We start from the raw sequence: 23,854 nt of genomic DNA, 5'->3' as shown, positions 1-23,854 counted from the left end.
ACGCGCGAGGTTTCACCTACTGCTGTTCGTAGGTGCCGTGGATGTAGGCCCGCGCGATCGCGTGCTGGAACAGGTTGAAGCCGAGGAACGCCGGGCTCGCGTCCTCGGAGAGGTCGAGCTTGTCGACGTCGACGGCATGCACCGCGATGTAGTAGCGATGCGGACCGTGTCCGGGCGGCGGCGCGGCTCCGATGAAGCGCCGCATGCCGGCGTCGTTGACCAGTTGCTGTGCGCCGCCGGGCAGCTCGCGCCCGTCCCCGGCGTCCTCGGGCAGCTCGGTGACATCGGCCGGCAGGTTGGCCACGGCCCAGTGCCAGAACCCAGACAGCGTCGGCGCGTCGGGGTCATAGACGGTGACCGCGAAGCTGCGCGTCTCCGCGGGGAATCCCGACCAGCTCAGCTGCGGGCTCACGTCTTCTCCTCCGGCGCCCATGATGCCGCTGACCTGCGGCATGGCCAGCGGTTGACCGTCGGTGATCGAGGTCGAGGTCACGGTGAATGTCGGTAGCTTCGGCAGCGCCTCATACGGGTCGGGCTTCACGCTCATGGCGATCCTCTCGTGTCGGTTCGTTCTAACAGTGGGTCAGGAAGTGGGCCAGCACGTCGGTGCCGAACCGCAGCGCGTCGACGGGTACCCGCTCATCGACGCCGTGGAACAGTGAAGCGAAATCCAATTCCGGCGGCAACCGCAGCGGCGCGAAGCCGAAGCAACGAATTCCTATGCGCGCGAAGGCTTTCGCATCGGTACCACCGGAGAGCATATAGGGCACGATGCGGCCGTCCGGGTCGACCGCCAGCACTGCGGCGTTCATCGCGTCGACCAGATCCCCGTCGAAAGTGGTCTCGTAGGAAGGCAAGTCCCGGATCCACTCCCGCGTCACGTCCGGGCCGAGCAACCCGTCGATCTCCGCCTCGAACGCGGCCTGCCGGCCGGGTAGCACGCGGCAGTCGATCACCGCCTCGGCGCTGCCGGGGATCACATTGGCCTTGTACCCCGCCTTCAGCATCGTCGGGTTGGCGGTATCGCGCACGATCGCCTTCAGCATGCGAGCCATCGGGCCGAGTTTTTCGATCACGCCCTCCAGATCGCCGGAGTCGGTGTCGAAGGTCAGGCCGGTCTCGTCACTGATGGCGGCCAGGAACTCGACCACGGTGTCGGTCATTACCAGCGGAAACTGGTGCCGGCCAATCCGGGCAACGGCCTCGGAAAGCAGCGTGACCGCGTTGCGGTCGTTGGCCATCGAGCCGTGCCCGGCCTGGCCCCGGGCGGTCAGCTTCATCCACTGGATGCCCTTCTCGGCCGTCTCGATCAGATACAGCCGGCGTTCACCGCCGTCACGACGCGGCACGGTCAGCGAGAACCCGCCCACCTCGCCGATCGCCTCGGTGACACCCTCGAACAGCTCCGGGCGGTTGTCGACCAGCCAGTGTGACCCGTACTTGCCACCGTGCTCCTCATCGGCCACGAACGCGAACACCAAATCGCGTGGCGGCACGATGCCGGCCTGCTTCAACTGGCGGGCGACGACGATCATCATGCCGACCATGTCTTTCATGTCGACCGCGCCGCGGCCCCAGACATAGCCGTCCTCGACCGCGCCGGAAAACGGATGCACGCTCCAATCGGCGGGTTCGGCCGGCACGACGTCGAGATGCCCATGGATCAGCAGTGCGCCGCGTGCGCTGTCGGCGCCCTTGAGGCGGACGAACACATTGCCCCGCCCCGGGGCGCCGGATTCGAGGTATTGGGGCTGGTAGCCGACCTCCGCGAGCTGTTCGGCAACCCAGTGGGCGCATTCGGCCTCGCCCTGTGTGGTCTCGGGGTCACCGGTGTTGGTGGTGTCGAACCGGATCAGCCGGCTGACGACTTCGACCACATCGTCGCTCGGATGGTTGGGAACTCCGTTCTCAACTGTCACAACCACCTTTCCTACCACTGCCGAGGATGCCCGGCTCAGGCAGCGGAACCCAGGCGGTCCGCGGACGGGCTGGGCACGCCGCGAGCCTCCGCTAGTACCCAAGGGGGGTATGGTATTTTCTGCGGATGCGGAGACTAGCGATCGTGGTGGCCGTGACCGTTCTCGGAGCCGCCGTCCTGGGGCTGGTTGAGGTGGCTACCGCCGCTCCCGGACGCGCCCAAGTCGCCGGGCGTGCGATAGAGGGTCATCAGGGCGGTTGTCTGCCCTGTCGCGTACGCCACCACCACCGCTAGCTCGCCGTCGATTCACACCGCCGTCGGCGAGCTAAGTTGGGCCGGTGCGGGCCGATCCGCTAGCCTTAGCTGCCAACTCTCGTTGGTCTGGTCCGAGTGGCGGAATGGCAGACGCGCTAGCTTGAGGTGCTAGTGCCCTACTAATGGGCGTGGGGGTTCAAGTCCCCCCTCGGACACGTCCGGCGACACGACTTAAGTCGGCAGTCGCCGTGACTCGCTGAAGATGCGGGTCGTAGTCGAGGCGCAGGCCCAGGCTTGCGTATACCTGAGCGCGTTCCGCCCCGGTTGCCTCACCAAGCACTGCTGACAGCCCGCCCAATTCCTCAACCAACTCGCTGATTTGTGCGGCAGTCATGACGCGAGGTCGCTCCGCTTGCTCAAGACGGACCTTCAGCTCGTCGCGCTCGGCGGTGCGGCGGCGCAATGCAACAGTCAAATCCTCAACGGCCACACCAGACTCCACGGCGGTAACCAGAGCAGCAACCTTCGCATTCGCCTCGCTGAGCTGGCGCCGCAAGGCCGCGTAGCCAGCCCCTGCTACCGGGTCCGCGTCTTGCCCGCGTGCCAAGTCGGCCGGATCGGCCAGGGTGGCGATCCATTCGTCAAGTCGCGCAGTCACCTCATCTTCACGGAGGTAGACGGTGCGCGGGTGATCACTCAGGTCCGCGGGTACCGAACGCGACTTACCGAGCTCACAACGGTAGAGGATGCGTGTTGTTCGCTTCCCGGCGCGGGCAGCGCCCTGCATCCGCCGTCCACATGCGGCACAGAACAGCAGCCCACGCAGTGCATATGGCACTGTTGACTCTCTGCTGCAAACAAGACCGGGACCCCGCCGCGCCTGCATCCGAAGACGAACAGCCTGCGCTAGTTCGTCACGGATCAGCGCTTCATGCGTGCGGCGTTCTGGTGCGATCCAGTCGGCCTCATCACGCCACCGCATACGAGTCTCATACCCCGCAGCGACATCATCGGGGTTGACCAGAACCTCGTATTTCTCCTGCTTGCCCCAAACACGGATACCGCGGTACGCCGGGTTGTCGAGTATCGCGCGGATCGCCGAATGGGACCATCCTCGTGGGTCACGATGCCGATTCCGTGCCGGGTCGTACTGGCTCGGTGACGGTACACCATCGTCGGTGAGCCGTTGCGCGATATAGCGCAGGCCCGCTCCGTCGGCGTACATGCGGTAGATCCGCTCGACGACCGAAGATGTCGCGGGGTCGGGTTCGAGGCGGTGAAGCCGCTGCCCAAGATTGGCCTTGGCAGGGTTTGGATGCGGGCCGGCATCGACGAGCCGGTAACCGTAGGGTGGTCGACCACCGAGATATCTGGCGGTGTCGTGCGCGAGTGCTGACATCGCCGTACGGACGCGCATCTGGATTCGAGCGCGCTCTCCCTTGCTCATGCCGCCGAACAGAGTCATCACCAGGTCGTGTGCCTCGGAGCCGGGATCGACCGCTCCGCCGACCTCGGGTACCCACAGGCCAACTCCGTAGTGCGTGAGGACAGGGAAGGTGAGCGCGAACTGCGGCCCGTAGAACGCACGGGCGGGTTCCCCAATCACTACGGCATCAAAGCTACGGTCCCGACAAGCGACATCAGCAAGCAGACGTGACGCCTCTGGCCTGCGCTTCCACGGCAGTGAACGGCTCTGTCCCACATCGAAGTAGTCGGCGGCGATGAATCCGCCGTGCGGAGTGATCAGGTCCATGGCACGCCGCTTCTGCCAGCTGCGGCTCGCCTCCGGGTCTTGAGCGTCCTCCGTGCTCACTCGGCCATAGAAGGCGAACCTCAGGCTCACGCCACTCCCCTCCCTGATCCAAGCATCCGGTCCCGCACAGCCATTATCACGTGTACCAGCGCGCGGTTGGCCTCGGACGGAAGTCGATATTGGTTGGGCACAACAATTTCAACACCCCCCTCTGACACCGTCGGCGCATCGGGACGAGCGTCACACCCGGAGCGAGCACGTGCTGCTCGGGACCTGTCAGCCATCGCTTCCCCCTGGCGGATCCCATTGTTGATTGCGGGCTTGGCCACGGACTTCGATCAGTCCGATGCGGCGGGTGTGGATGTGTTGGACGGCCGCGGAGTAGATGAGGGTCCGGTCGCCGAGGCTGGTGGGGCCGGCACGATCGAATTCCCATGCCACCAGATCATCGCCATCGGTGGAGTCGAGGCCGAGATCATGTTGGTGCGCAGTGCTTTTTAAACGTTGTTCACGGGTCCAGGCCGCGCGACGTTCGCGCAGCGCGGTCATCGTGGTGGAATAGCGGCGGGATTTGCTGGTGATGTGGCCCCGGTAGCCCAGGGTGTGCAGCCACCGACCGACACCGGCCAGTCCCTTATCGGCGAGTTGGCTGATGGCGGTCAGGATCGCCCGAACGTGGTCGCAGACATCGAGGTCAGCGATGGCCTCGGTGGAGATGCGTCGCGCGCTGATCCCGACGTCAGCTAAGGATTTGGTGACGTATTTCGCGAGGTAGCGAGCTACGCGGCGGCCTGGAAGAACCCCGCCGTGTGGTGAATCCTCCTGCACAGCAGAGCCGTCCGTGCCGGCGTGCCGGTTGTCGATGGGTTGGGTGTCGACTTGTGTGCCGAACCTGATCACCCGTGTCGCTGTATTTGAGGATGAGTCGGTGACCGTCACGGCCACGGTTCGAACGGCCTGTTGGATGATGGTGGCCAGTTCGGTTGCCGCAAGGGGCGCATGCCAGTCATGACCGCCAGAGTCATCGCTGTCGGGCGGGTCGAGGCGGATCAGGGCATGAATGTGCGGGATGAGCCGGGCTTGCAGTTCGACGACTTTGATGAAGCTGACCTGCACCGCATCCGGGTCGGCGCCCGAAGCACGTAGCTCTCGGCGCAGTGTGCGTCGCAGGGTGATGGTGAAGCGTCGCCACAGTTCGGGCAGGTGCCATGTGAACAGGACATGCCCGGTGTAGTCGTAGCAGTCCGCGCAGATCGGCTGTCCCGCATAGATATCACCTTCGCCGTGGGTTGTGCTGCACCACAGTGGTTTTCCATGCGGGCATCGGCGGTAGCCGCCAGTGTGGTGGTGGTCGCGACACACACGCTGCTTCTTGTCGCCTGCACGCGCGGCGGCGTGAACAGGCCCGTAGCTAGGTGCGGTGAGGGTGACGAACACCTGCGGACGATCGGCCACTGCTGCGGGGATGTTGTGGTGGCCGCCGGCGGTGCCAGCGTGCACGAGCTGCCACGTGTCGCGGGCGTACAGGTCTGAGCACGATGGGCATACCTGTGCGCGGCGGTTGTTGCACCGTGTCCACACCACCCGATCGCGGCCTATCTCGTCGGTACCTCTGAGTTGGATGGGGTGGGCGCAGAAGCCAACAGATTCCGCGCGCCGCCACCACGATTCGAACCCCGTCGAGGACGCGCGGCGCACCATCTGATCCACCACCGCATTGGTGTCGATCGAGCCGGGAACCCCGGGCAACACCAGCGTGGGGGCTGTCGTTGCAGTAGTCACCGTTGACCCCGGGCGGTGTCGGTGCGCCCGCTGTTGGACTGGTTGGTTCGGGTCGCGGCACGAGGTGGCCGGAATCGTGCTGCCAGAGTGGCGATGTCGTGGTCGGCGACGTGAAATGCCCGTACCCGCACCGGTTGGGCCGTGCCATCGATCATCATGTAGCCCACACCGGGAGTGGTGTCGGGGATGTGATCGCAGTCGGCCCCCGCGTCGCGGGCGCCCTGGCCCAAAACCATGGTGGTTTGGGTGGCTTCGGTCAACCGCAACCCGATTCGCACGGTAAACAGCTGCCGCACCGGCAGGGTGTCTTTGGCCGGATCTTGCACCGCTGCCACCACCGAAATGCCGACGGCCCGGCCTTGGGAGAGCAGCAGGCCCAACAGCTGTTCAATTTCGCTGCGCACCTTGCGGTCGGTCACATACGCAGTCAGCGCGGCGATCTCATCGATCACCACCACGAATAACGGCTCAGTCGGAGTCGGGGTGTGCATGCGCGTCTTGCCCCGTAACCGATTGGCGCGGGCGTGCATCACCTCCACTAGTTGCCGCAGCAGGTACAGGGTGGTGCCAGTGGCGTCGTGGGTGAACACCGTGAACATGGGTGCTCCGGCGCCCAGTTCCATGCCGCCTTTCGGGTCGATGACGCAGAGCCGCACTTGTCCGGTTTTCACGGCGGGGGCGAGGCCAGCGATCAGTGACCACAACACTGAACCTTTCCCCGCGCCGGTCGCGCCAGCCACGAGCAGGTGGTGGCCAAGCAGAGGTAGGTGCCACCAGTGGCGGGTTTCGGTGATCCCGACCCGCACCGACCCCACATCCACCGCAGTCGCCGTCGTGGGCATGGGCAGGGCAATCGGGTCGGCCAGCACGTCGCCGCGCATCAGGGTGATGCGTAGCTCTCCGGGCGCGGTCGCGCGGATGGCGATCCGGTCGGCACGCCAGGCGGCGGCTAGCGCCTCGGATTGCTTGTGCCAATCAGCCAGGGAGTGGCCGGTGACCACTCGCAGCGCCAGGACGTCGGTCGTCTTGCCGATGCGCACCGACTGCAAGGTCGGCACCAAGGTGCGTTCGCCAAGTGTGGCGGTCAGGCCGTGCAGGGTGCACACCGATTGCCAGGTGCGGGTGTAGCGCGACCAGGTCAACCAGCGCCGCCGCACCGGCTCGGTGACCCATCCGTGAAACGATCGCGGGTCCAGCCACGCCCAGCCCGCATACGCGGCAGCGAAAGCAATACCGATGATCAGACCCGCGCGTGAGCCATGGGTAATGGCCATCGCCACGCTGGCGATGATCGGGATGCTGATGGCCGGGAACAGGACCGCCCACCACAGCAGATACCCGGCCGCTTTGAACAGTGAGAGGATGAGGTCGGTGATCCAGTCGTCGTCGTTGGATTGAGAGTTCTTGCTGTTTTTGTAGTTTGATGCCATGACAGGCGTCCCTCTGGTGAGTGAATGGTCGATAGCAGCTCACGTGCTGGGGCGCGACACCCACGAGCGCCGCGCCCCAGCAAATGGGGTTATTTCTGCGCGCGGGACGCTTGATCGCTCGGCGCAGCCGCGGGGTTGGTGGGGGTGATGGCGTCGGCACGGAACGCCACGCCGCTGCGATCACCTTGAGCCCAAGGGATAGCAACCAGACCCGCGACTGAAACAGGTTGGGTGACTGTCACTTTCGGATCCCCGGCGACGGTGACGTTGAGCACTTCACCACCGGTGTCATCCAACGCCAACAGCTGCGCGGCATACAGTGGCACGCCGGTGGCGGTGTCCACTTTTGGGCTGCCGGTCTCGAAGTTCAGCCGCGGCTCGGCCGCTCGGGTGACGATGAACCGTGTGCCTGATGTGTCGATTCTTAAACGCATTGTCCCGCTGTTCCTTTCGTGATCTGTTTGCGCCCGTTGCGGCGCTGGGCTCAGTTCACGTGGACATCGCGGACGTAGCGAGGGACGTTGGCAGGCATTGCCGACACTGCCGCAGACATTTCGGACACGACAGGGACATGCCCGTGGGCATCGGACGGGCATCACCGCCGCGGGGCGGCGGCAGTCGCATGGCAAACTAGGAACCACGCGCTGAGGATGGACAGGGATGACACGGAAAGATGTGCGCTGAGACGACGGGCGATCAGGACGGCGACGCCGAGGCCGCCACGATCCCCAACGATCGCCTCACCCAACGGCTGCACGCCAAGGGACTCTCCCCACAGAGGTTCGCCACTGCGGTGGGCGTGGATATCAAGACGGTGCGCCGCTGGCTGGCCAACATCGACTACAACGTCCGCGAGGACAACGCCCGCCGCGCCGCTAAGCTGCTTGGCTGCACACCGCACAACCTGTGGCCCAACCAGTATCCTGCCCCTACCGCGAGCGCGCTGGCGACGACGTCGCTGGGTGGTCCGTTCACCGCGACGCTGTATGCCAGCCGCACCCAGCTGCCGATCACGACGTGGCAGCAGCATTTCGGCGACGCCACCACCGGCATCGACATCCTCGTCCTGGCGGCCACGTTCCTGTTTGACACCCTCGACGGCTTCCTCGACATTCTGCTCGACGCCGCCGCCCGCGGTGTGGCGGTGCGGTTTCTCGTCGGGGATCCTGACACTGCCACCACGATCCTGCGCGGCAAGGAGGAAGGCATCGGCGAGGCCGTCATCGCCCGCTGCCGCACGTCCGTGGAGTTGCTCGCCCCGCATGCCGATACCCCGGGGCTGGATATCCGCACCCACGACACCACGCTCTACACGTCGATCTTCCGGGTCGACGACGCCATGATCGTCAACTTCCACATCTACGGCTCACCCGGGCGCAACAACCCCGTGCTTGTGCTGTCGCGCCACCACGAACCACGGCTCTGGGCCACCCTCGAAGACGCTTTCACCCAGGTCTGGGATCGCGCCAGACCGCTCAGCGCGAAAGGCTGAACCCTATGCGAACCGACTACTACAACGACCCCAACGCCCCGCTGCCCAACAGCGTCGTTCCGTCAGCCTCGGCCATCGTCACCGACGAACAGGGTCGTATCCTGCTGATCAAACGCCGCGACAACACCCTGTGGGCGCTACCCGGCGGCGGACACGACATCGGCGAAACGATTGCCGACACCGCCGTCCGGGAAGTCAAAGAGGAAACCGGGCTCGACATTGAAGTCACCGGCCTTGTCGGTGTCTACACCAACCCGCAGCATGTCGTCGCGTTCACCGATGGCGAAGTCCGCCAACAGTTCTCTCTGTCCTTCACCACCAAGGTTCTCGGCGGTACCCTGGCCATCGATCACGAAAGCACCGACATCGCCTGGACCGATCCCGACGACATCCCCAATCTGGACATGCACCCGTCGATGCGACTGCGCATCGAGCACTACCTGCAACACCGCGACAGCCCCTACCTCGGCTAACCGGCTGGGTTTACAGCCAATCGCGTACCCGTCGGACCGCCGCCAACAGTTCGTCGCGCCCCGCGTCGACCGCGCGGTGCACCGGGTCCTCGGGTCCATAGCGGCCCAACACCTCGATCAATCGATCTCGCGGTGATACCGGCGCCCCGTCCGGCCCGGTCGTCAGATCGCAAAAGGTCAACACATCCAGAACATCGCTGGGCGGATCGCTGAACGCCGCTAAACCTGACAAGCCGCGCTCGGCAGCTTCCGCGTGCGCCCCAGTATGGAACGCCACCAGGGAGGCGACCAGCTCCCGAAAACCCGCCGCCCGGGCAAACTCTGCGCCATCGAGCGGATGAAACCCGGTCCGGCGCAACGACGGTGCGTAGCCGATATCGTGCAGCCACGCCGCTGCCACCAAAGAGTCCGCTGTCTGGGCATCGAACCGCCGACTCAGCCGCTCGGCAGTCGTCGCGACACCCCGCACATGCGCCAACCGCCGCAGCTGCCCCACCAGTCGCGTCTCGGCCTCTCGCCGTGCACGCTGCGCCAGCATCCCGCTCACAACCGCCATCCTACGAGTCCCATCGCCATGGCGCAGACCCGCAACTGATGCTCAGCGGAGCCCGGGCCGCCATAGCCCGCGAGGAACCGGCGGCTACCTGCGGGCTTCGCTACACTCCCTCTGCTCCCGTCCGCTGGCGCTCCCGTCCGCGCCGCTCGCTACGCTTCGCCCTCCGTCCGCCGCCACACAAGCTTGCACACGACGACGAGCGCTGTACATCTCAACGGCCACGGCATCCTGGCACCACGACAAGCCAGGACTGTCCTCGCTCCTCGCCGCATCGAGACGCCGCGGGCAGCAGGCGCGACCAACGCCCGCCTGACCGCCGCTGGCCTGCGATGTGAGAACTTTCTTTACTGCTATCAAGTCGATGGCGGCACGTTGCCACCAGCTCGACACCGCAGCCGCCCGACTCGAACGCCACGTCGACACCATCACCGCCACCGCCGCACCCGAGCTACAGCGTCGGGCCCGACACCGCTGCCACGCTGCTGACCGCCCTCGGCGACAACCCCGCTCGGATCGGCAGCGACGCCGCTTTCGCCAAACTCTGCGGGGTCAGCCCACTGGAAGCCTCCAGCGGCAAAACGATCCGCCACCGGCTCAATTGGGGAGGCAATCGCGACGCCAACCGTGCCCTGCACGTCATCCTGGTGGTGCGCATGCGCCGTCACCAGCCCACCCGCGACTACTTCGTTCACCGCCTGGCCGAAGGCAAAACCAAGAACGAGATCATGCGCTGCATCAAGCGTACATCGCCCGCGAGATCTACCACGCCCTCCGCCAACCCAGCAGAAGAACCAACGAACTCATTGCCTGAAGAACTCATTGCCTGAAGATAGGAGCATCTGGTATCAACTCCCGAAGGGCACCCGATCCGCAATGTCCACCCATTTCGTGGCGATATGGCACCTCTGTAGATGCCATCAATCCTCCCAGGTGAGTAATGTGCAGGTGGCTAATCGTTCAGGGTCATAGGGAACGCGAGATGATTTCCTTCATCACCTCATTTGTGCCGGCGTAGATTTTCTGCACGCGCTGGTCCACCCACAATCTCGAGATGGGGTACTCGGTCATGTACCCATATCCGCCGTGGAGCTGCAAACAGTCATCGAGCACCTTCATCGCTCGCTCAGTGGTCCACCATTTCGCCATGGCGACGGTCTGGACGTCGAGTTGGCCCGCGAGGTGTAGGTCGATGCAGTAGTCCAAAAATACTCGTGCGATGCGCGTTTCGGTTGCAGCTTCGGCCAAGATGAATTTCGTGTTCTGGAAGCCGAAGACGGGCCGTCCGAACGCTTCCCGCTCACGGGTGTATTTGAGTGTCTGCTCCACGGCAAGTTCCATCGCCGCGACCGCCCCAACCGCGACGATGAGCCGCTCTTGAGGTAGCTGCGTCATCAGCTGAATGAAACCCTGACCCTCGGTCTCGCCCAGGAGGTGCGAGCGGGGCACTCTTACGTCGTCGAAGAACAACTCGGAGGTGTCTTGTCCGCGTTGGCCGATTTTGTCGAGGACCTTGCCGCGCCGGAATCCGGGTCGATCGGCTTCGGCGACGATCAGCGAGATGCCGGCGGCGCCCTGACTTGGATCTGTCTTGGCGACGACGATGATCAGGTCGGCTTGCTGACCGTTGGTGATGAAGGTCTTTGCGCCGGTGATCACGTACTCGTCACCGTCAAGAATTGCTTTGGTCTTGACACTCTGCAGATCAGAACCGGTCCCTGGCTCCGTCATGGCGATAGCACCGATCATTTCGCCTGAGGCCATCTTGGGCAGCCACTGCCTCCGTAGTTCTTCGGCCGCATACTGGAGGATGTAGTGCGCGACGATTCCGCTGTGCAGCCCTGCGCCCCATGAGCTGTCCCCGACTCGGGCTTGCTCTTCGAGTACGACGGCTTCGTGCGCGAATGTGCCGCCTCCCCCGCCGTATTCTTCGGGTATGGACATGCAGAGCAGGCCTAGTTCGCCGGCTTTGTGCCACAATTCTCGGTCAACTTGGTGCTGGTCTGCGAAACGTTGCGCATGTGGGGCCAATTCGGTCGAGAAGAACTTCGCGGCAAGGTCACGAAGCTCGAGCAATTCGGCGCTCATCCAGGGAGAAATTGATGCTGTCACAGGATTCCCTCTCGGCTGTTCAATATCAATGGGTTTGATTTCTTAGGACGTTTCGATCTGATACTCGCCGGCGGAGTGACGCGCGCGTATGGCCTTCTTGTCGTATTTCCCGACGCTTGTTCGGGGAATCTCAGACACGAAGCTCCACCGCTCCGGGATCCACCACTTGGCGACCTTGTCCAACAGAAACGCGCGCAGTCGGTCGATGTCGACCTCGGCTCCACGGTGAACCACGACCAGGGCGAGCGGTCTTTCCTGCCATTTGTCGTCGGGAACTGCCACCACCGCAGCCTCGTAGATCGCCGGGTGACCAATCAGCGTGTTTTCCAGCTCGACTGAGGAGATCCATTCTCCACCTGACTTGATGACGTCCTTCGCACGATCGGTCAGCGTGAGATACCCGTCCGGGTCGATCCGGCCGACGTCGCCGGTGCGCAGCCACCCTCCGTCGAACTTGTCCGGATCATCGTCGCCGAAGTAGGCGCCGGTGATCCACGGGCCTCGCGCCTGTATTTCACCCGCTGATCGACCGTCCCACGGCACTGTCTTCTTGTGGTCGTCACGCAACCGGATCTCGACACCGCACATCGGCCGACCCTGGCTTTCGCGCATCTCCCACGCACGGGTCTCGCCTACTCCGTGCGCTGCGCGTGCGACGGTAGCCAGCGGCGAGGTTTCGGTCATGCCCCATGCCTGCACGATAGGCACGTTGTACTTGTCTTCGAATGCCCGCATCAGCGAGACGGGGACTGCCGATCCCCCGCAGGCAACCAGCCGAAGTGAGGAGATGTCCCGGGCGGGATTCGATTCCAGGTATCGATCGACATCGTTCCAGATCGTCGGCACTGCACCGGCGATAGTCGGCTGAGTCTCTTCGATGATCGACACCAGCGGCGCGGCTTGCAGATGGCGATCGGGTAATACCAAGTCCGCACCAGACATCAACGCCGCGTAGATCAGTCCCCACGCATTGGCGTGAAACATCGGGACAATGGCCAGGATACGGTCGGCCTCGCTCACTGCCAGGGCGTTCGACGTGCAGGCGGTCAGTGCATGTAGGTAGGTCGAACGGTGGCTGTAGACAACACCTTTGGGATTTCCAGTAGTCCCGCTGGTGTAGCACATGGCCGCGGCGGAACGCTCATCGATCTCGGGCCAATCGAAAGTCTCCGGTTGCTGCGCCAGGATCTCCTCGTAACGCAACACCGTCTTCCCGCATCGCTGCAGCGGAGCGAGGTCGCCGCCCCCGGTGGCGATGACCGTATGCACCGACTCCATCGCTGGTAGCGCACTAGCCAACAATGGCGCAACCGACGCATCCACCAGGATGATCTGATCGCTGGCATGGTTGGCGATGTACGCGAGTTGCTCTGGAGCCAAACGAATGTTGAGGGTGTGCAGCACCGCGCCCATGGAGGGAACCGCGCAGTAGGCCTCGAGATGTTCTTGGTTACTCCACTGAAAAGTGGCCACCCGTTGATCTGCCGTTATTCCGAGCCCGCGCAACGCATTGGCAAGTCGGCCCGCTCGCCCCAGGACGCTACGGTAGGACATACTTCGGTATCCAATTCCGTCGGGGGTGATCACCTCGCTGTTTCCGTGAATGGAGGCGGCATGGCGGACAATTGCCGAGATTGTGAGCTGGACGTCTTGCATCGTGCTGTGCATTACGCATCGGCCCTTCAGGCGAACAGGTCTGGATGGCGACTCGCATCGCCTATGAGCGTCCCGTAGTGGGTTCTGAGCGCTTGCAGGATCTCTGCCAGCGGTAGATCGTCGAAGGCGCCTCGATCCCTCAGATATTCCATGTGTTGTGTGCCGTCACCGGCGAACCCGTGCAGCAGGGCGTCTGTGCGCCCGTCGAAATCAATTGGCGGGACGCCGAACCGTGCGCATAGCTCGCGATTGAACGCCGGAGTTGCCTTGACCCAGACACCGCAGAGATGCATGAGGCTGTATCCGTGGTAGACGAAGACGTCGGTACCGCCCATCCGCTCACGCAATGTCTCGGTCTGAAGGTGGTTTCGGACATCGGCGAACCCCAGCCGCGCTGGGATGCCTGCTGCTCGGCAGGCCGCCGTCAAGAGCACCGCCTTCGGGACGCAGTAAGCGCGGTCTGCAGTTGCGATGGTGCTGGCGCGATACGCATGCGGGTCATCGGTCACGGTGTAGGGGTCATACCAAATCGAGTCGCGGACCGCAGTGAAGATGGCTATGGCCTTCGTGGTGTCGTCGACCGCGCCGCGGGTCGCCGATGCAACGAAGTCGCGTACCGATTCATGTTGCCAATCGAGGAACTCCGTGGGCTCCAGGTAAGGCGAGTTCTCACCGCTCATCGGTGCCGCAACGTCACAGGCAGTCCGTCCACGGGAATGGGCAGCGAGGTGTTGTCCCAACGCACGTGATAGTCGTTTGGGACCGTCCAAGTGTAGGTACGCAACATCTGGTGCAGGATTGCCTTCACCTCGAGTGTGCCGAACTGCATCCCAATGCATTTGTGCGCCCCCCCGCCGAACGGCACCCAGGCGAATCGGTGCTGTTGGTCCTCGCGCCGGGGCTCATCGAAGCGCGACGGATCGAAACGGTCCGGGTCGCTCCATATTCTGCGGTCGAAGTGATTTACGGCGGGTGTGATTGCGCACAAGGTTTCACGGGGGATGTGATAGCCGTCGATGGCGACATCGCGGACGGTCTTGCGCATCACCAGCGGAACGGGCGCCAGCAGACGCAGAGCTTCTTTGAGGATCAGATCGAGGACCGTCATCCGCTCCAGTTCGTCGATATCTGGCGAATCGTGACCGAAGGACCGCGCCTCCGCCGCTGCCTTCTCCTGCCACTCAGGATGTTTAGCGAGGAAGTAGGTGACAGCAGTGGTGGTGATCGTGGAGGTGTCATGGGCGGCCATCATGAGAAAGATCATGTGGTTGATCACATCCTCGTCGGAGAACCGTTCACCGTCTTCTGTGGTCGCCTGGCAGAGGGCGGCGAATAGATCGTCGGTCTCGCCTGCACGCGCGGCCGGCAGGTGTCGGGAGAAGTAGTCCTCCAACACGCGCCGCCCATGCACGCCGGCGCGGAACCTGGTGCCCGGGAGTGGAACTCGCACAAAGGAACTCGCCGCGCGAACAGTGGACACGAACGCCTCGTTGACAGCAGCGCTCTCGTCCTTGCCGCGGCCACCCATGAAGACATCCGTGGCAATATCGAGGGTGAGATTCTTCAACAACGGGTAGATCCGGACCGACGGACCGGTCGGCCACGCGGGCACGGCTGCGCGAACGCACGGGGCCACCTGCCCGACATATCCGGTCAGGCGAGGACGCGTGAACGCCTCCTGCATGATGCGCCGGTGCATCAAATGTTCGTCGAAGCTCATGAGCATCAACCCGCGATGGAAGAAAGCATCGATCAGGAAGGACCAGCCATCTTGAGAAAAGGCCTTGGCTTCGCTTGTGAACGCCTCACGCGTTGCGTCTGGACCGGCGATGACCACCATTTTGGTACCGAATGCGCCCATCCACGACACCGAGCCCAAACGTTCGTAACGCTCCCGACTGAATTCTGAACCAAATCGGATGTAGTCGACAGTGTGCCCCAGCAACGGGAGTCCAGCGTCCCCTAGGACGGCTCTCAGCCCAGATCCGGCGGGGGCCGGCGCAAGTTCCCGGACTCTCCAGTCCCGACTCCACTGTCGCCATTTGTCATCGACGACGCGGGGGGCGGGCGCCAACAGGACAGACGTCAACCGCTCCTTGGGGTGACGCGTGATTGCGAGAAGCTGATTAGCCACGATGCCTCCTGGGCGCTCTGCTGCACGGGTATCTGGTAATAGTTTACATAGATGTGCTGAATGTCAATATTCGAACAGTTAACAGTGAAATGTTAGACACCGCCTGCGACCCGGATCATCTGCGCAGCCTCGCGCGGTTCTCACTCGGGCCGTCTAACTGAAGGCGTTCAACGTGCCTGAATAGATAATCGTGACTGCGTGGTTTGCGGGTGAGGATCCGGTAGGCAAATGTAGGCCCAGGCCAGTTCGTCGGGATCGCGCCACTCGAGGTCGTGTACCAGCTCGCGCAAAGCGCCCACACCGACCTTCGCAGCCGCCGGCTCAATCGTGTGTTGTAGCTTTGCTCGATGTCTGGCCTGACGTCGACCGTACGCCCTGGGTCACTCGCCAAAATCTTGATGAGGGCACCGACATAGCGGACCTGAGACTCGATCATGTAAATGATCGACCCGGAACCGACATTCGTGTTCGGGCCATAGAGGAGAAAGAGATTCGGGAACATCGGGACTGTAATGCCCAGGTATGCGTGCGCCTGCGTCCCCCACACCTCGTCCAGAGTCACTCCGCCCCAGCCGCGAACACGCATCGGGGCGAGGAAGTCGGTAGCGCGGAAACCTGTTCCGTAAATGACGACATCCGCGCGATGGAGTACGCCATCGTCGGTCACGACTCCCTTGTCGCAAAGCTTCGCAACCGCGTTGGTCACCAACGAGACTTCACCGTTGGCAATCGCGGGGTAGTAATCATTCGAGAACAACACCCGCTTGCACCCCGGCGCATCTGATGGCGTGAGTTGCCGGCGCAGCATTGGATCGGCAACCTGCCGATGGAGGTGGTAGCGGGCGACCGCGCCGAGAATGCGTGACAAGGGCTTCGCGTCGACCAACGTCACTGCGAGCACTTCAAAAATCAGCCATACCGCGAAACGCTCAAGACGCAGCCACAGCGGCAGAACCTTAATCAGCTGTTGGTGAAGACGTCCGTACCTGCTGTCCCACTTCGGCAAAATCCAAGGCGCCGTGCGCTGATACAGCGTTACGCGCTGTGCCTCGTGTGCGATCCGTGGCACAAACTGTATCGCGCTTGCGCCTGTCCCGATGACGGCTACTTCCTTGCCGCGCAGCGATACCGAATGGTCCCAACGCGCCGAATGAAAACGCGGCCCCTCGAAGGTGTCTTCGCCGGCAATATTCGGCGTATGAGGTCGCGAGAGCTGCCCCACGGCCGAAATCACGACATCGCACCAGATCGTCTCGCTGGATCCGGTCACCAAACGCCAACGGCCGGCCTGTTCATCGAAGGTCATCTCGACGACTTCGGTCCGCGTGCGCAAATGCAGGTCCATTCCGTCGGCCAGGACGAGTCGGCGAAGATATTGGAGTATCTCGGGCTGTTCTGCATAACGTCTCGACCAACGAGTGTTGGGCTTGTCCGAGAGTGAGTACAACGCTGACGGCACGTCGCAAGCCGCTCCTGGATAGGTGTTGTCGCGCCAGACGCCGCCGATGTCTGCAGCCTTTTCCACCATGGTGAAGTTGGTGAATCCGTCCCTCTTCAGCTGATGGGCCATGGCGATACCCGCGACGCCGGCCCCGATGATCACTATCGACGGATCGTGTCCTCGAGGATCCCTCGCAAAGCCGCCTGTCATGAGACAGCTAAGAAGCAGTTGATGGCGCGGTGGCAGTGGAGCATCCACGGTCCCAACACTTTCACCGGTGGGCCGAAGCTTTCAGGAAGTTTCCAGCGCGGTGGATCGCCTCACGAGCCTCGGGCAGGATTCGGAACATGGCTTGGAACACGTGGATCTGTCCCCGGTACACCTGTATCTCAACGCTTGATCCGGCCGATCGGAGGCGGTCGGCAAGATGCCTCGAGTCATCGATCAACATTTCTCTTCCGCCTACCTGAATCAGGATCGGTGGCATGGACCTGAGGTCTGCGTCGAGCACGCTGATTCGCTCATTGCGGTGATCTGCACCAGCCACGTACAGGTCAAGAGCGCGGGCCGCGGACCGAGCAGAGGCGAAAGGATCACGGCGGCGAAGTTCGCGTGCCCTCGCGAGTTCACATGTCAGATCCAGGACCGGAGACATGAGAAGCATCGAATCCGGCAGCGGCAGTCCGTCACTACGTGCGCCAAGGGCGGTGGCCATCGTGAGCTGGCCGCCCGCCGAGTCCCCGGCCACCGCAACACCGCGTTCGCCGGAAGCCGAAGGCTGCCCTGTGACGAGCCAGCGGTATGCGTTCAGTGCATCGTCGGCGGCAGCGGGAAAGGGATAGCGTGGAGCTAGCCGATACCTCACCGCAAAGATGGGCCGACCGCTCGCGGAGGCAAGTTCACCGAGCAGGCCGCGGTGGGTAGCCGGTGAGCACATGGAGTAGGCGCCGCCATGAATGTAGAGCAACGGAACCGCGTGTGGATCGACTGCAGGAGAAGTGATCCAATCCCCGCGTATCTGATTCCCGGCGAACTCGGTATCTATTGTGCGAACCGCCACGCTTCGGCGGGGCCGCGATCCCACAAGCGCCATCCGGAGTACGCGATCCATCACCGCGAGGCCGTGGGCGCTCGACGGGATGAGTTGCGACAGCGGACGCAGTGTGTTTCGCGAAGTCATTGCCACGAAATGACTTGCAAGACTGGGGCGCCGGTCCGCCGCATCAGTGTTGGTCACCGTGCGCCAACGGATTCTGCGCGACGTTCAAATCGGTAATCGGAGAGCCGGAAGGTGCGGCTACGCCAGTAAGTCTCCAGGGTAGTTGACGGACGCAACGGAACATCGCCGTGTTTGTCGAAATAGTAACTGTTGGCATTGGAACAGCTCGGCTGCCAGAAAACCTGTCGATGTCGGCGGCTAACCATGTCACCGAAGTAGCGATCGTTCGCCTGCTGTCTGACCTCTACGTAATCAGCCTTCAGCGTGCGCGCACGACGAAGACAGCGGACGATATGCCGACTTTGCGCCTCGATGAGTGTGAAGTACGAGGAGCCGTTGTAACCATAGGGACCGAAGATATTGAAGTGATTCGGGAACCCTGGGACGCTCACACCCTCGAAGGCTTGGAGGCGGTGCTCATCCCACCAGGCAGACTGCTCCACTCCACCGCGTCCCTTCAGCACATAAGTCGGCATATTGCCCGACTCCATCACTTTGAACCCGGTGGCCAAGACCATGACATCGATCGGATAACTCTTGCCATCTTCAGTGTGAACCGAGGCATGGTCGACATGGGTGATGCCGCTGGTCTCGAGCGAAACATTGCGACGGTTGTACGTTGCGAGATAGGAATTGTGGAAACTCGGTCGCTTACAACCCAACGAATAGCGAGGAATGAGTTGGTCTCGAGTCACCGGATCGTCGACCGCCCGACGCATATAGCGTTTCGCCGCCTCTTCCATGAGGTCCGACACAGGGATCAACGAGTGAAAATGAGCTGCGATGGGAAATGTGAACTCGACGAACGCCTGACTCGCAGTGCGCGTCATCAGTTGTGCCCCTGGCACCAACCGCATCACTGTCGCGGCCCAGCTCGGTATGGAGAAATCCGGCTTCGGCAAGCAGTAAATCGGCGTTCGCTGGAAGACCGTCAGACTTGATGCGATCTTCGCGACTTCGGGAATCAGCTGCACCGCAGATGCCCCAGTCCCGATCACCGCCACCCGCTTACCGGTGAGATCTTTCGTATGGTCCCATCTGGCCGTATGCAGCGTCACGCCGGCGAAGTCGCGCACTCCTGGAATATCAGGCCACTTCGGCCGACTGAGAACGCCAGAGCAATTTATCACAAAACGCGCGGTCAGATTCTGACCAGAGGAGCAGCTCAGCCGCCATAGTGCGGCGCCTTCGTCGAAACAGGCTTCGTCCACAGTCGTGTTGAACCGGATGTAATTTTGGAGTCCGTATTTTTCTACACACCGCTCTGCATAAGCCTTCAACTCATCCCCGTGAGCGTAAGTACGTGACCAGGATGTTCGCATCTCATAAGAGAACTGGTAACTATAGGACGGAATATCGACCGCTATTCCCGGATACGTATTCCAGTGCCATGTACCGCCGACGCCATCGGCGTCATCGACTATAAGAAAGTCCGCAAATCCGGCCTTCAACAGGCTGATCGCTGTACCAATCCCAGAAAACCCGGCTCCGACTATTACAATTTCGTAGTGCTGCCCAGACTCAGAACCCATTACTTCCTCACGTGCGCTTTGATGTTTACCCTATCCGCTGCTGCAGTTCAGCGTGTTTGTGTCAACTTCAGGTCAGCATCGTCACGCCGAGTGATATCGTAATCCCGCATATCCAGACGGGACAGTTCCCTGGTGAACTGAGTCGCAAAGCCCGGATACATCGTGCCGTTATAGCCATCCTCTGTTAAATACCAGCTGCTGCAACCCGAGTTCCATGTCGTGCGTCGTAACCGCCGCTGAATATTGGAGTGGTACGCGTTTTGGCTATTCTCTTTCACATCCAGGGTATGGACTCCGTTACCTTGGTCGCGCAAGAGCTCGATCGCTTTTACGATGTAATCGATTGCCGCCTCCATATATAGAAGAGCGGAGTTGTGGCCAGGACCGGAATTAGGCCCGAAAGTGAAGAACAAATTCGGATACCCGGCCACACTCACGCTCTTGTAGGCAAATCTCCCCTCAGACCACGCGTCTTCGAGTTTTCGCACGCCGTCGCGCCCCAGGATCGGAAATGGCGTACCGCGTTTACACACATCGAAGCCTGTCGCGAATACTATGCAGTCCACCTCATGCTCGATGCCGTCGGCGGTTCGAATTCCGTTCGGAGCCAGTGTGGCGATCGGCCAGCTGACGAGTTTGCAGTTATCGGCCTGGAGAGCAGGGTAATAGTCGTTAGTCATAAGCATGCGTTTGCACCCAGGTCTGAACTGCGGTGTTAGCTGACGTCTCAACCAGGTATCCTTCACCTGCCGACGCAGATTCGCCTTCGCGGCCGCTTGGATGACAGATGTGGCAGCGGTATCCCAAACCATGCCCACGGCCATGACCTCATGCGCCCAAAACCACGCACCTCGTAGGGCCTGTTCGGTTGCCGGCATGCGCTTGAAAGTCGAACGCGCCCAGGCCGGATGCCGGAAATTCACCCTCGGTAGGACCCAGCCGGGCGTCCTCTGAAACACCTTGACCGACGCCGCCAACTGGACCAATTCGGGAACGATCTGCACAGCGCTCGCCCCGGTCCCGATAACCGCCACCCTCTTACCGCTCATGTCATAGGAGTGGTCCCACCGAGCACTGTGAATCTTTTTCCCCTCGTACGACTCGATGCCACGAATATCCGGGAAACTGGCGTCAGCAAGTGGTCCGCTAGCCATCACGACTGAACGGCCCCGATACCGCCTGCCGCCGGTCGTGTCGACAACCCACTCTCCGGCATCCTCGTCGAATTCCAGTGCACTCACGTCCGCACCGAAATGAATGAACCTCCCAAGATCGTATTTCGCGACAATCGCGTCGATATAGGCGAGGATCTCTGCGCTCCCCGAGTATGCGCGAGTCCAGCCTGGGTTCGGCTCGAACGAGTAGGAGTACAGCAATGACGGAATGTCGCAGGCGGCGCCGGGGTAAGTGTTGTCACGCCAGGTGCCCCCGACGCGATGTGATCGCTCCAAGATGACAAAGTCGTTAACGCCCGCTTGAAGCATTCTCATCGCCGTACCGATACCCGCGAAGCCGGCGCCGACGATCAAAGTCGTTACCGTGTCCGTCATTTAGCGACCGGTTCATAGGTCAGTTCATCCGTCCATGAAGGCGGTCGCCCGAGTACTTGCACGGGGAAGATGTCGATCGCATTGCCTAAGCGCTGGGAAACGAAGTGAAGGGGTTGGGACCGCTTGATCGAGGAGGACATGTGGGCCTTCAAGATGTGATATCCAGGCACCCTCCGCGTGTGCTCACTGCGGTCCCCGACATTGCCATATCGCGTCACCGCGTTGTACAGCTTCTCTTCGGATAGCCCCATCGCGTTGAGATTCATCAACATGCGCGTGAGAAGCGGTATATACAGCAACGCGCCAGTGAGAATACGGGGGTCCATCACAGCGCCGACCGTTTGGATTGCATGGATTCGCATGGGACTGGCGCCGAGGTCATTCAGGACTTGAAAACCTACTGCAAGGTGCCGCGATTCGTCGCTGTTGACCTTATTGAATACTTCCCCGCAAATTGGGTCGTCGACCTCATCAAGGAGAAATTTCAGCAGGGCCCCGTCCAGCGCGGTCTCCAGTGCGGGAATCGCGGCGCCGATGACAGTCAGAGGAAGAGCCTCAGCGTACCGATCTAGCCACTCGATCACGAGACGGATGTTCTTATTCGGTACAGGCTTTTCGCCTTCCTCGATCATGCCCCAGCGACGCATCAGAGCAAGTTCGGCGTTGGCGTGACGCTGCTCCTCGGCGTGAAAGTAACGGTAAATGTCTCCGAGCGCTTCGAAGGGCGCCTTCGGGGCCATCGCAGCAAAGGCGCGCGCTCCGACATGCTCAATCCACACCACGTCGGACATGAATTGCTTGAGTTTGGGACGCTGTTCGTCGGTGATCAACTCCGCACCAGGGGCGCCCCAATCGATATCGGCGAGAGCCCATTGCTTGTTCTTGATCGTCTCGAGCATGTCGCTATATGCGAACGCCATTTCACTGCTCCCTCTGTTCGGCTGGATCGTTCCATGAGGCCACGCGCTCCACCAGCCCCAACGCCCGCGTAAACTGACCGGGTAAAGCTCTTTTCAGTTGCCACAAAATTTTCGCGTCCAGTTGGGGCACTACATAGATTTGTCCGCGATCGTGCGCGTTCAAGGTCGTTCGAGCCACTTGATCCGGCGAAATGCCGGTCCACCTCATCAGGTTGGTCGCGAGTTTCGCCGCCGACTCCTCAATCTGAGGATTTTTGGCGATGTTCGTCTTGACGAAGGTGGGGCAAAGCACTGTGACATTGACGTTAGTACCGCTCAGTTCGGCCGCCAAGGTCTCGGACAGAGCGAGCACTCCGGCCTTACTCACGTTGTATGCCCCCATTCGGGGCGCCGAGCCGAAACTCGCGGCGGACGCCACATTGATCACTCCGCCACGGCCGTTGCTCCGGAGCCGGGGAACGAAAGTCTCGCACCCGTAGATAACACCCCAAAGGTTGACAGAAATCGCAGCGTTCCAGTCCTCGACCGACGTAGCGCCGATGCGATTGCCGCCCGCACCGATTCCGGCGTTGTTGATCACCAGGCTCGCCGCCTTGCCAAACCAGTCTTCACTGGCATCAGCGAGGTTACGGACCTGCTCAAGGTCGGTGACGTCGCATACGACGTCGAAACCCTCGCCGCCGGCCTGCCTCACCAACTCGGCCGACTCTTTCGCAGTGATGGGGTCTTTGTCCGCACACACAACACGTCCACCTCGGCGTGCAAGCTCAACGGCGAACGCGCGGCCGATACCGCTCCCTGCGCCTGTGACTACTGCGTGGGCGCGGTGGGTTCTACCTGGTGAACTACCGAACGGCAAGAACCTCATCTGCTTGCCTTTCGGATCGCGACACTGATTTCCGGTGCGGGAGACCATTGATTTGGGGGCATCAGCCACCATTGGTGTCGCATGCCACCAGTTTGGTCGTGAGCCCGACGTTTTGTCAAGATGTTTGATGTGCGGTCGAGAAACACGCGCTGGGGTGGTCGGACCGGTGCTGAGCGTCGAGCAGAGCGACGGCAGCAATTGATCGAGGCTGCGACCGAGATTTGGAGTGAGAGCGGTTGGGCCGCAGTGACTATGCGCGGCGTGTGCGCCCGGACAGGGCTCAACGATCGATACTTCTACGAGGACTTCAAGACGCGCGAGGATCTTCTCGTCGCAGCGTGGGATGGCGTTCGCAATGACATGCTCGGCGAGGTTTCCGCGCTCTTCGACGAGCGTGTGGATCGGCCGCCGATCGAAACCATCACCGCGGCGATCGCCATCGTGGTCGACCGGATCGCACGCGATCCTGGCCGGGCGCACATCCTCCTCGCTCAGCATGTAGGTAGCTCACCGCTGCAAGATCGCCGCGCTGTGGCGCTGCAGGAGGCAACGCAGTTGGTCGTCGAGGCAAGCCGGCCACATCTCAGAGAAGACGCCGACGAGACGGCCCTTCGTATGGACACTTTGGTTGCGGTGGGGGGGTTCGTCGAAGTCATCACGGCCTGGCACTCCGGTTTGCTCGCGGTGACCGAAAAGGAAGTGGTCGCGCACACGAGCCGACTGGCTGAAACCTTGGCTCAACGCTACGTCGTCAGCGGCTGAGGCT

Annotated in this window: 21 protein-coding genes and 1 tRNA gene; 5 read left to right on the top strand and 17 right to left on the bottom strand. The window is 62.1% G+C overall.

Annotated elements, in window-relative coordinates:
• Positions 1-16: 16 nt before the first annotated feature.
• Positions 17-547: a YbhB/YbcL family Raf kinase inhibitor-like protein gene (locus tag AC5Y5O_RS25955; RefSeq protein WP_096288485.1), complete on the bottom strand. Its 531-nt coding sequence runs from the start codon at positions 545-547 to the stop codon at positions 17-19.
• A gap of 25 nt (positions 548-572) precedes the next feature.
• Positions 573-1,919, bottom strand: coding sequence for a M20/M25/M40 family metallo-hydrolase (locus tag AC5Y5O_RS25950; RefSeq protein ID WP_096291205.1), 1,347 nt, complete (start codon positions 1,917-1,919; stop codon positions 573-575).
• Between the two features lie 383 nt (positions 1,920-2,302).
• Between AC5Y5O_RS25950 and AC5Y5O_RS25945 the strand changes: the two genes are divergently transcribed.
• Positions 2,303-2,388 (top strand) — tRNA-Leu (locus AC5Y5O_RS25945).
• On the opposite strand, the gene AC5Y5O_RS25940 is transcribed toward AC5Y5O_RS25945, so the two are convergent.
• The 4 genes from AC5Y5O_RS25940 to AC5Y5O_RS25925 all read right to left on the bottom strand — a co-directional run bounded on the left by AC5Y5O_RS25940 (position 2,370) and on the right by AC5Y5O_RS25925 (position 7,572).
• Positions 2,370-4,016, bottom strand: coding sequence for a recombinase family protein (locus AC5Y5O_RS25940; RefSeq protein ID WP_012394803.1), 1,647 nt, complete (start codon positions 4,014-4,016; stop codon positions 2,370-2,372). The two genes, AC5Y5O_RS25945 and AC5Y5O_RS25940, sit on opposite strands and share 19 nt — an antisense overlap.
• Positions 4,017-4,202: 186 nt before the next feature.
• The gene (locus tag AC5Y5O_RS25935; RefSeq protein ID WP_012394804.1) at positions 4,203-5,708 is read right to left on the bottom strand and encodes a replication initiator; all 1,506 of its coding nucleotides are present in this window, start codon (positions 5,706-5,708) and stop codon (positions 4,203-4,205) included.
• Entirely contained in the window at positions 5,705-7,138 is a 1,434-nt protein-coding gene (locus AC5Y5O_RS25930) for an FtsK/SpoIIIE domain-containing protein (protein WP_012394805.1), read from the bottom strand. The genes AC5Y5O_RS25935 and AC5Y5O_RS25930 overlap by 4 nt, the downstream gene beginning before the upstream one ends.
• A gap of 89 nt (positions 7,139-7,227) precedes the next feature.
• Positions 7,228-7,572: an SCO3933 family regulatory protein gene (locus AC5Y5O_RS25925; RefSeq protein ID WP_011893911.1), complete on the bottom strand. Its 345-nt coding sequence runs from the start codon at positions 7,570-7,572 to the stop codon at positions 7,228-7,230.
• 239 nt (positions 7,573-7,811) lie between these two features.
• Between AC5Y5O_RS25925 and AC5Y5O_RS25920 the strand changes: the two genes are divergently transcribed.
• Both AC5Y5O_RS25920 and AC5Y5O_RS25915 read left to right on the top strand, forming a co-directional pair.
• Positions 7,812-8,630, top strand: a complete 819-nt coding sequence (locus tag AC5Y5O_RS25920; protein ID WP_012394806.1) for a hypothetical protein — start codon at positions 7,812-7,814, stop codon at positions 8,628-8,630.
• A 5-nt stretch (positions 8,631-8,635) separates the two neighbouring features.
• Entirely contained in the window at positions 8,636-9,103 is a 468-nt protein-coding gene (locus AC5Y5O_RS25915; protein ID WP_012394807.1) for an NUDIX hydrolase, read from the top strand.
• A 10-nt stretch (positions 9,104-9,113) separates the two neighbouring features.
• Here the strand turns inward: AC5Y5O_RS25915 and AC5Y5O_RS25910 are convergent, their stop codons facing one another.
• Positions 9,114-9,650 (bottom strand): HD domain-containing protein, encoded by a 537-nt coding sequence (locus tag AC5Y5O_RS25910; protein WP_012394808.1) that lies wholly within the window; start codon positions 9,648-9,650, stop codon positions 9,114-9,116.
• Positions 9,651-10,006: 356 nt separating this feature from the next.
• Between AC5Y5O_RS25910 and AC5Y5O_RS25905 the strand changes: the two genes are divergently transcribed.
• On the top strand, positions 10,007-10,486 hold the full coding sequence (locus tag AC5Y5O_RS25905) for a transposase (RefSeq protein WP_078321963.1): 480 nt from the start codon (positions 10,007-10,009) through the stop codon (positions 10,484-10,486).
• Between the two features lie 136 nt (positions 10,487-10,622).
• On the opposite strand, the gene AC5Y5O_RS25900 is transcribed toward AC5Y5O_RS25905, so the two are convergent.
• The 10 genes from AC5Y5O_RS25900 to AC5Y5O_RS25855 form a co-directional block, all read right to left on the bottom strand.
• The gene (locus AC5Y5O_RS25900; protein WP_016889182.1) at positions 10,623-11,744 is read right to left on the bottom strand and encodes an acyl-CoA dehydrogenase family protein; all 1,122 of its coding nucleotides are present in this window, start codon (positions 11,742-11,744) and stop codon (positions 10,623-10,625) included.
• A 66-nt stretch (positions 11,745-11,810) separates the two neighbouring features.
• Positions 11,811-13,436, bottom strand: coding sequence for a fatty acid--CoA ligase (locus AC5Y5O_RS25895; RefSeq protein WP_016889183.1), 1,626 nt, complete (start codon positions 13,434-13,436; stop codon positions 11,811-11,813).
• Between the two features lie 14 nt (positions 13,437-13,450).
• The gene (locus tag AC5Y5O_RS25890) at positions 13,451-14,104 is read right to left on the bottom strand and encodes a transglutaminase-like domain-containing protein (protein WP_012394811.1); all 654 of its coding nucleotides are present in this window, start codon (positions 14,102-14,104) and stop codon (positions 13,451-13,453) included.
• Complete coding sequence (locus tag AC5Y5O_RS25885) at positions 14,101-15,558, bottom strand: cytochrome P450 (RefSeq protein ID WP_012394812.1); 1,458 nt, start codon at positions 15,556-15,558, stop codon at positions 14,101-14,103. The genes AC5Y5O_RS25890 and AC5Y5O_RS25885 overlap by 4 nt, the downstream gene beginning before the upstream one ends.
• Before the next feature lie 115 nt (positions 15,559-15,673).
• Positions 15,674-17,209: a flavin-containing monooxygenase gene (locus tag AC5Y5O_RS25880; RefSeq protein WP_012394813.1), complete on the bottom strand. Its 1,536-nt coding sequence runs from the start codon at positions 17,207-17,209 to the stop codon at positions 15,674-15,676.
• A 61-nt stretch (positions 17,210-17,270) separates the two neighbouring features.
• Complete coding sequence (locus tag AC5Y5O_RS25875; RefSeq protein ID WP_012394814.1) at positions 17,271-18,236, bottom strand: alpha/beta hydrolase; 966 nt, start codon at positions 18,234-18,236, stop codon at positions 17,271-17,273.
• Positions 18,233-19,750, bottom strand: a complete 1,518-nt coding sequence (locus tag AC5Y5O_RS25870) for a flavin-containing monooxygenase (RefSeq protein ID WP_012394815.1) — start codon at positions 19,748-19,750, stop codon at positions 18,233-18,235. The genes AC5Y5O_RS25875 and AC5Y5O_RS25870 overlap by 4 nt, the downstream gene beginning before the upstream one ends.
• Before the next feature lie 47 nt (positions 19,751-19,797).
• A complete protein-coding gene (locus AC5Y5O_RS25865) occupies positions 19,798-21,300 on the bottom strand; it encodes a flavin-containing monooxygenase (RefSeq protein ID WP_500028015.1) in 1,503 nt (500 codons plus the stop codon).
• On the bottom strand, positions 21,297-22,220 hold the full coding sequence (locus tag AC5Y5O_RS25860; RefSeq protein ID WP_012394817.1) for a hypothetical protein: 924 nt from the start codon (positions 22,218-22,220) through the stop codon (positions 21,297-21,299). The genes AC5Y5O_RS25865 and AC5Y5O_RS25860 overlap by 4 nt, the downstream gene beginning before the upstream one ends.
• A gap of 1 nt (position 22,221) precedes the next feature.
• Entirely contained in the window at positions 22,222-23,088 is an 867-nt protein-coding gene (locus tag AC5Y5O_RS25855) for an SDR family NAD(P)-dependent oxidoreductase (RefSeq protein ID WP_012394818.1), read from the bottom strand.
• Between the two features lie 129 nt (positions 23,089-23,217).
• Between AC5Y5O_RS25855 and AC5Y5O_RS25850 the strand changes: the two genes are divergently transcribed.
• Positions 23,218-23,850, top strand: coding sequence for a TetR/AcrR family transcriptional regulator (locus AC5Y5O_RS25850; RefSeq protein ID WP_074319847.1), 633 nt, complete (start codon positions 23,218-23,220; stop codon positions 23,848-23,850).
• Positions 23,851-23,854 lie beyond the last annotated feature (4 nt).

It is taken from the genome of Mycobacterium sp. NGS40, from assembly GCF_059812735.1.
This window is presented reverse-complemented; position numbering and strand designations above follow the sequence as displayed.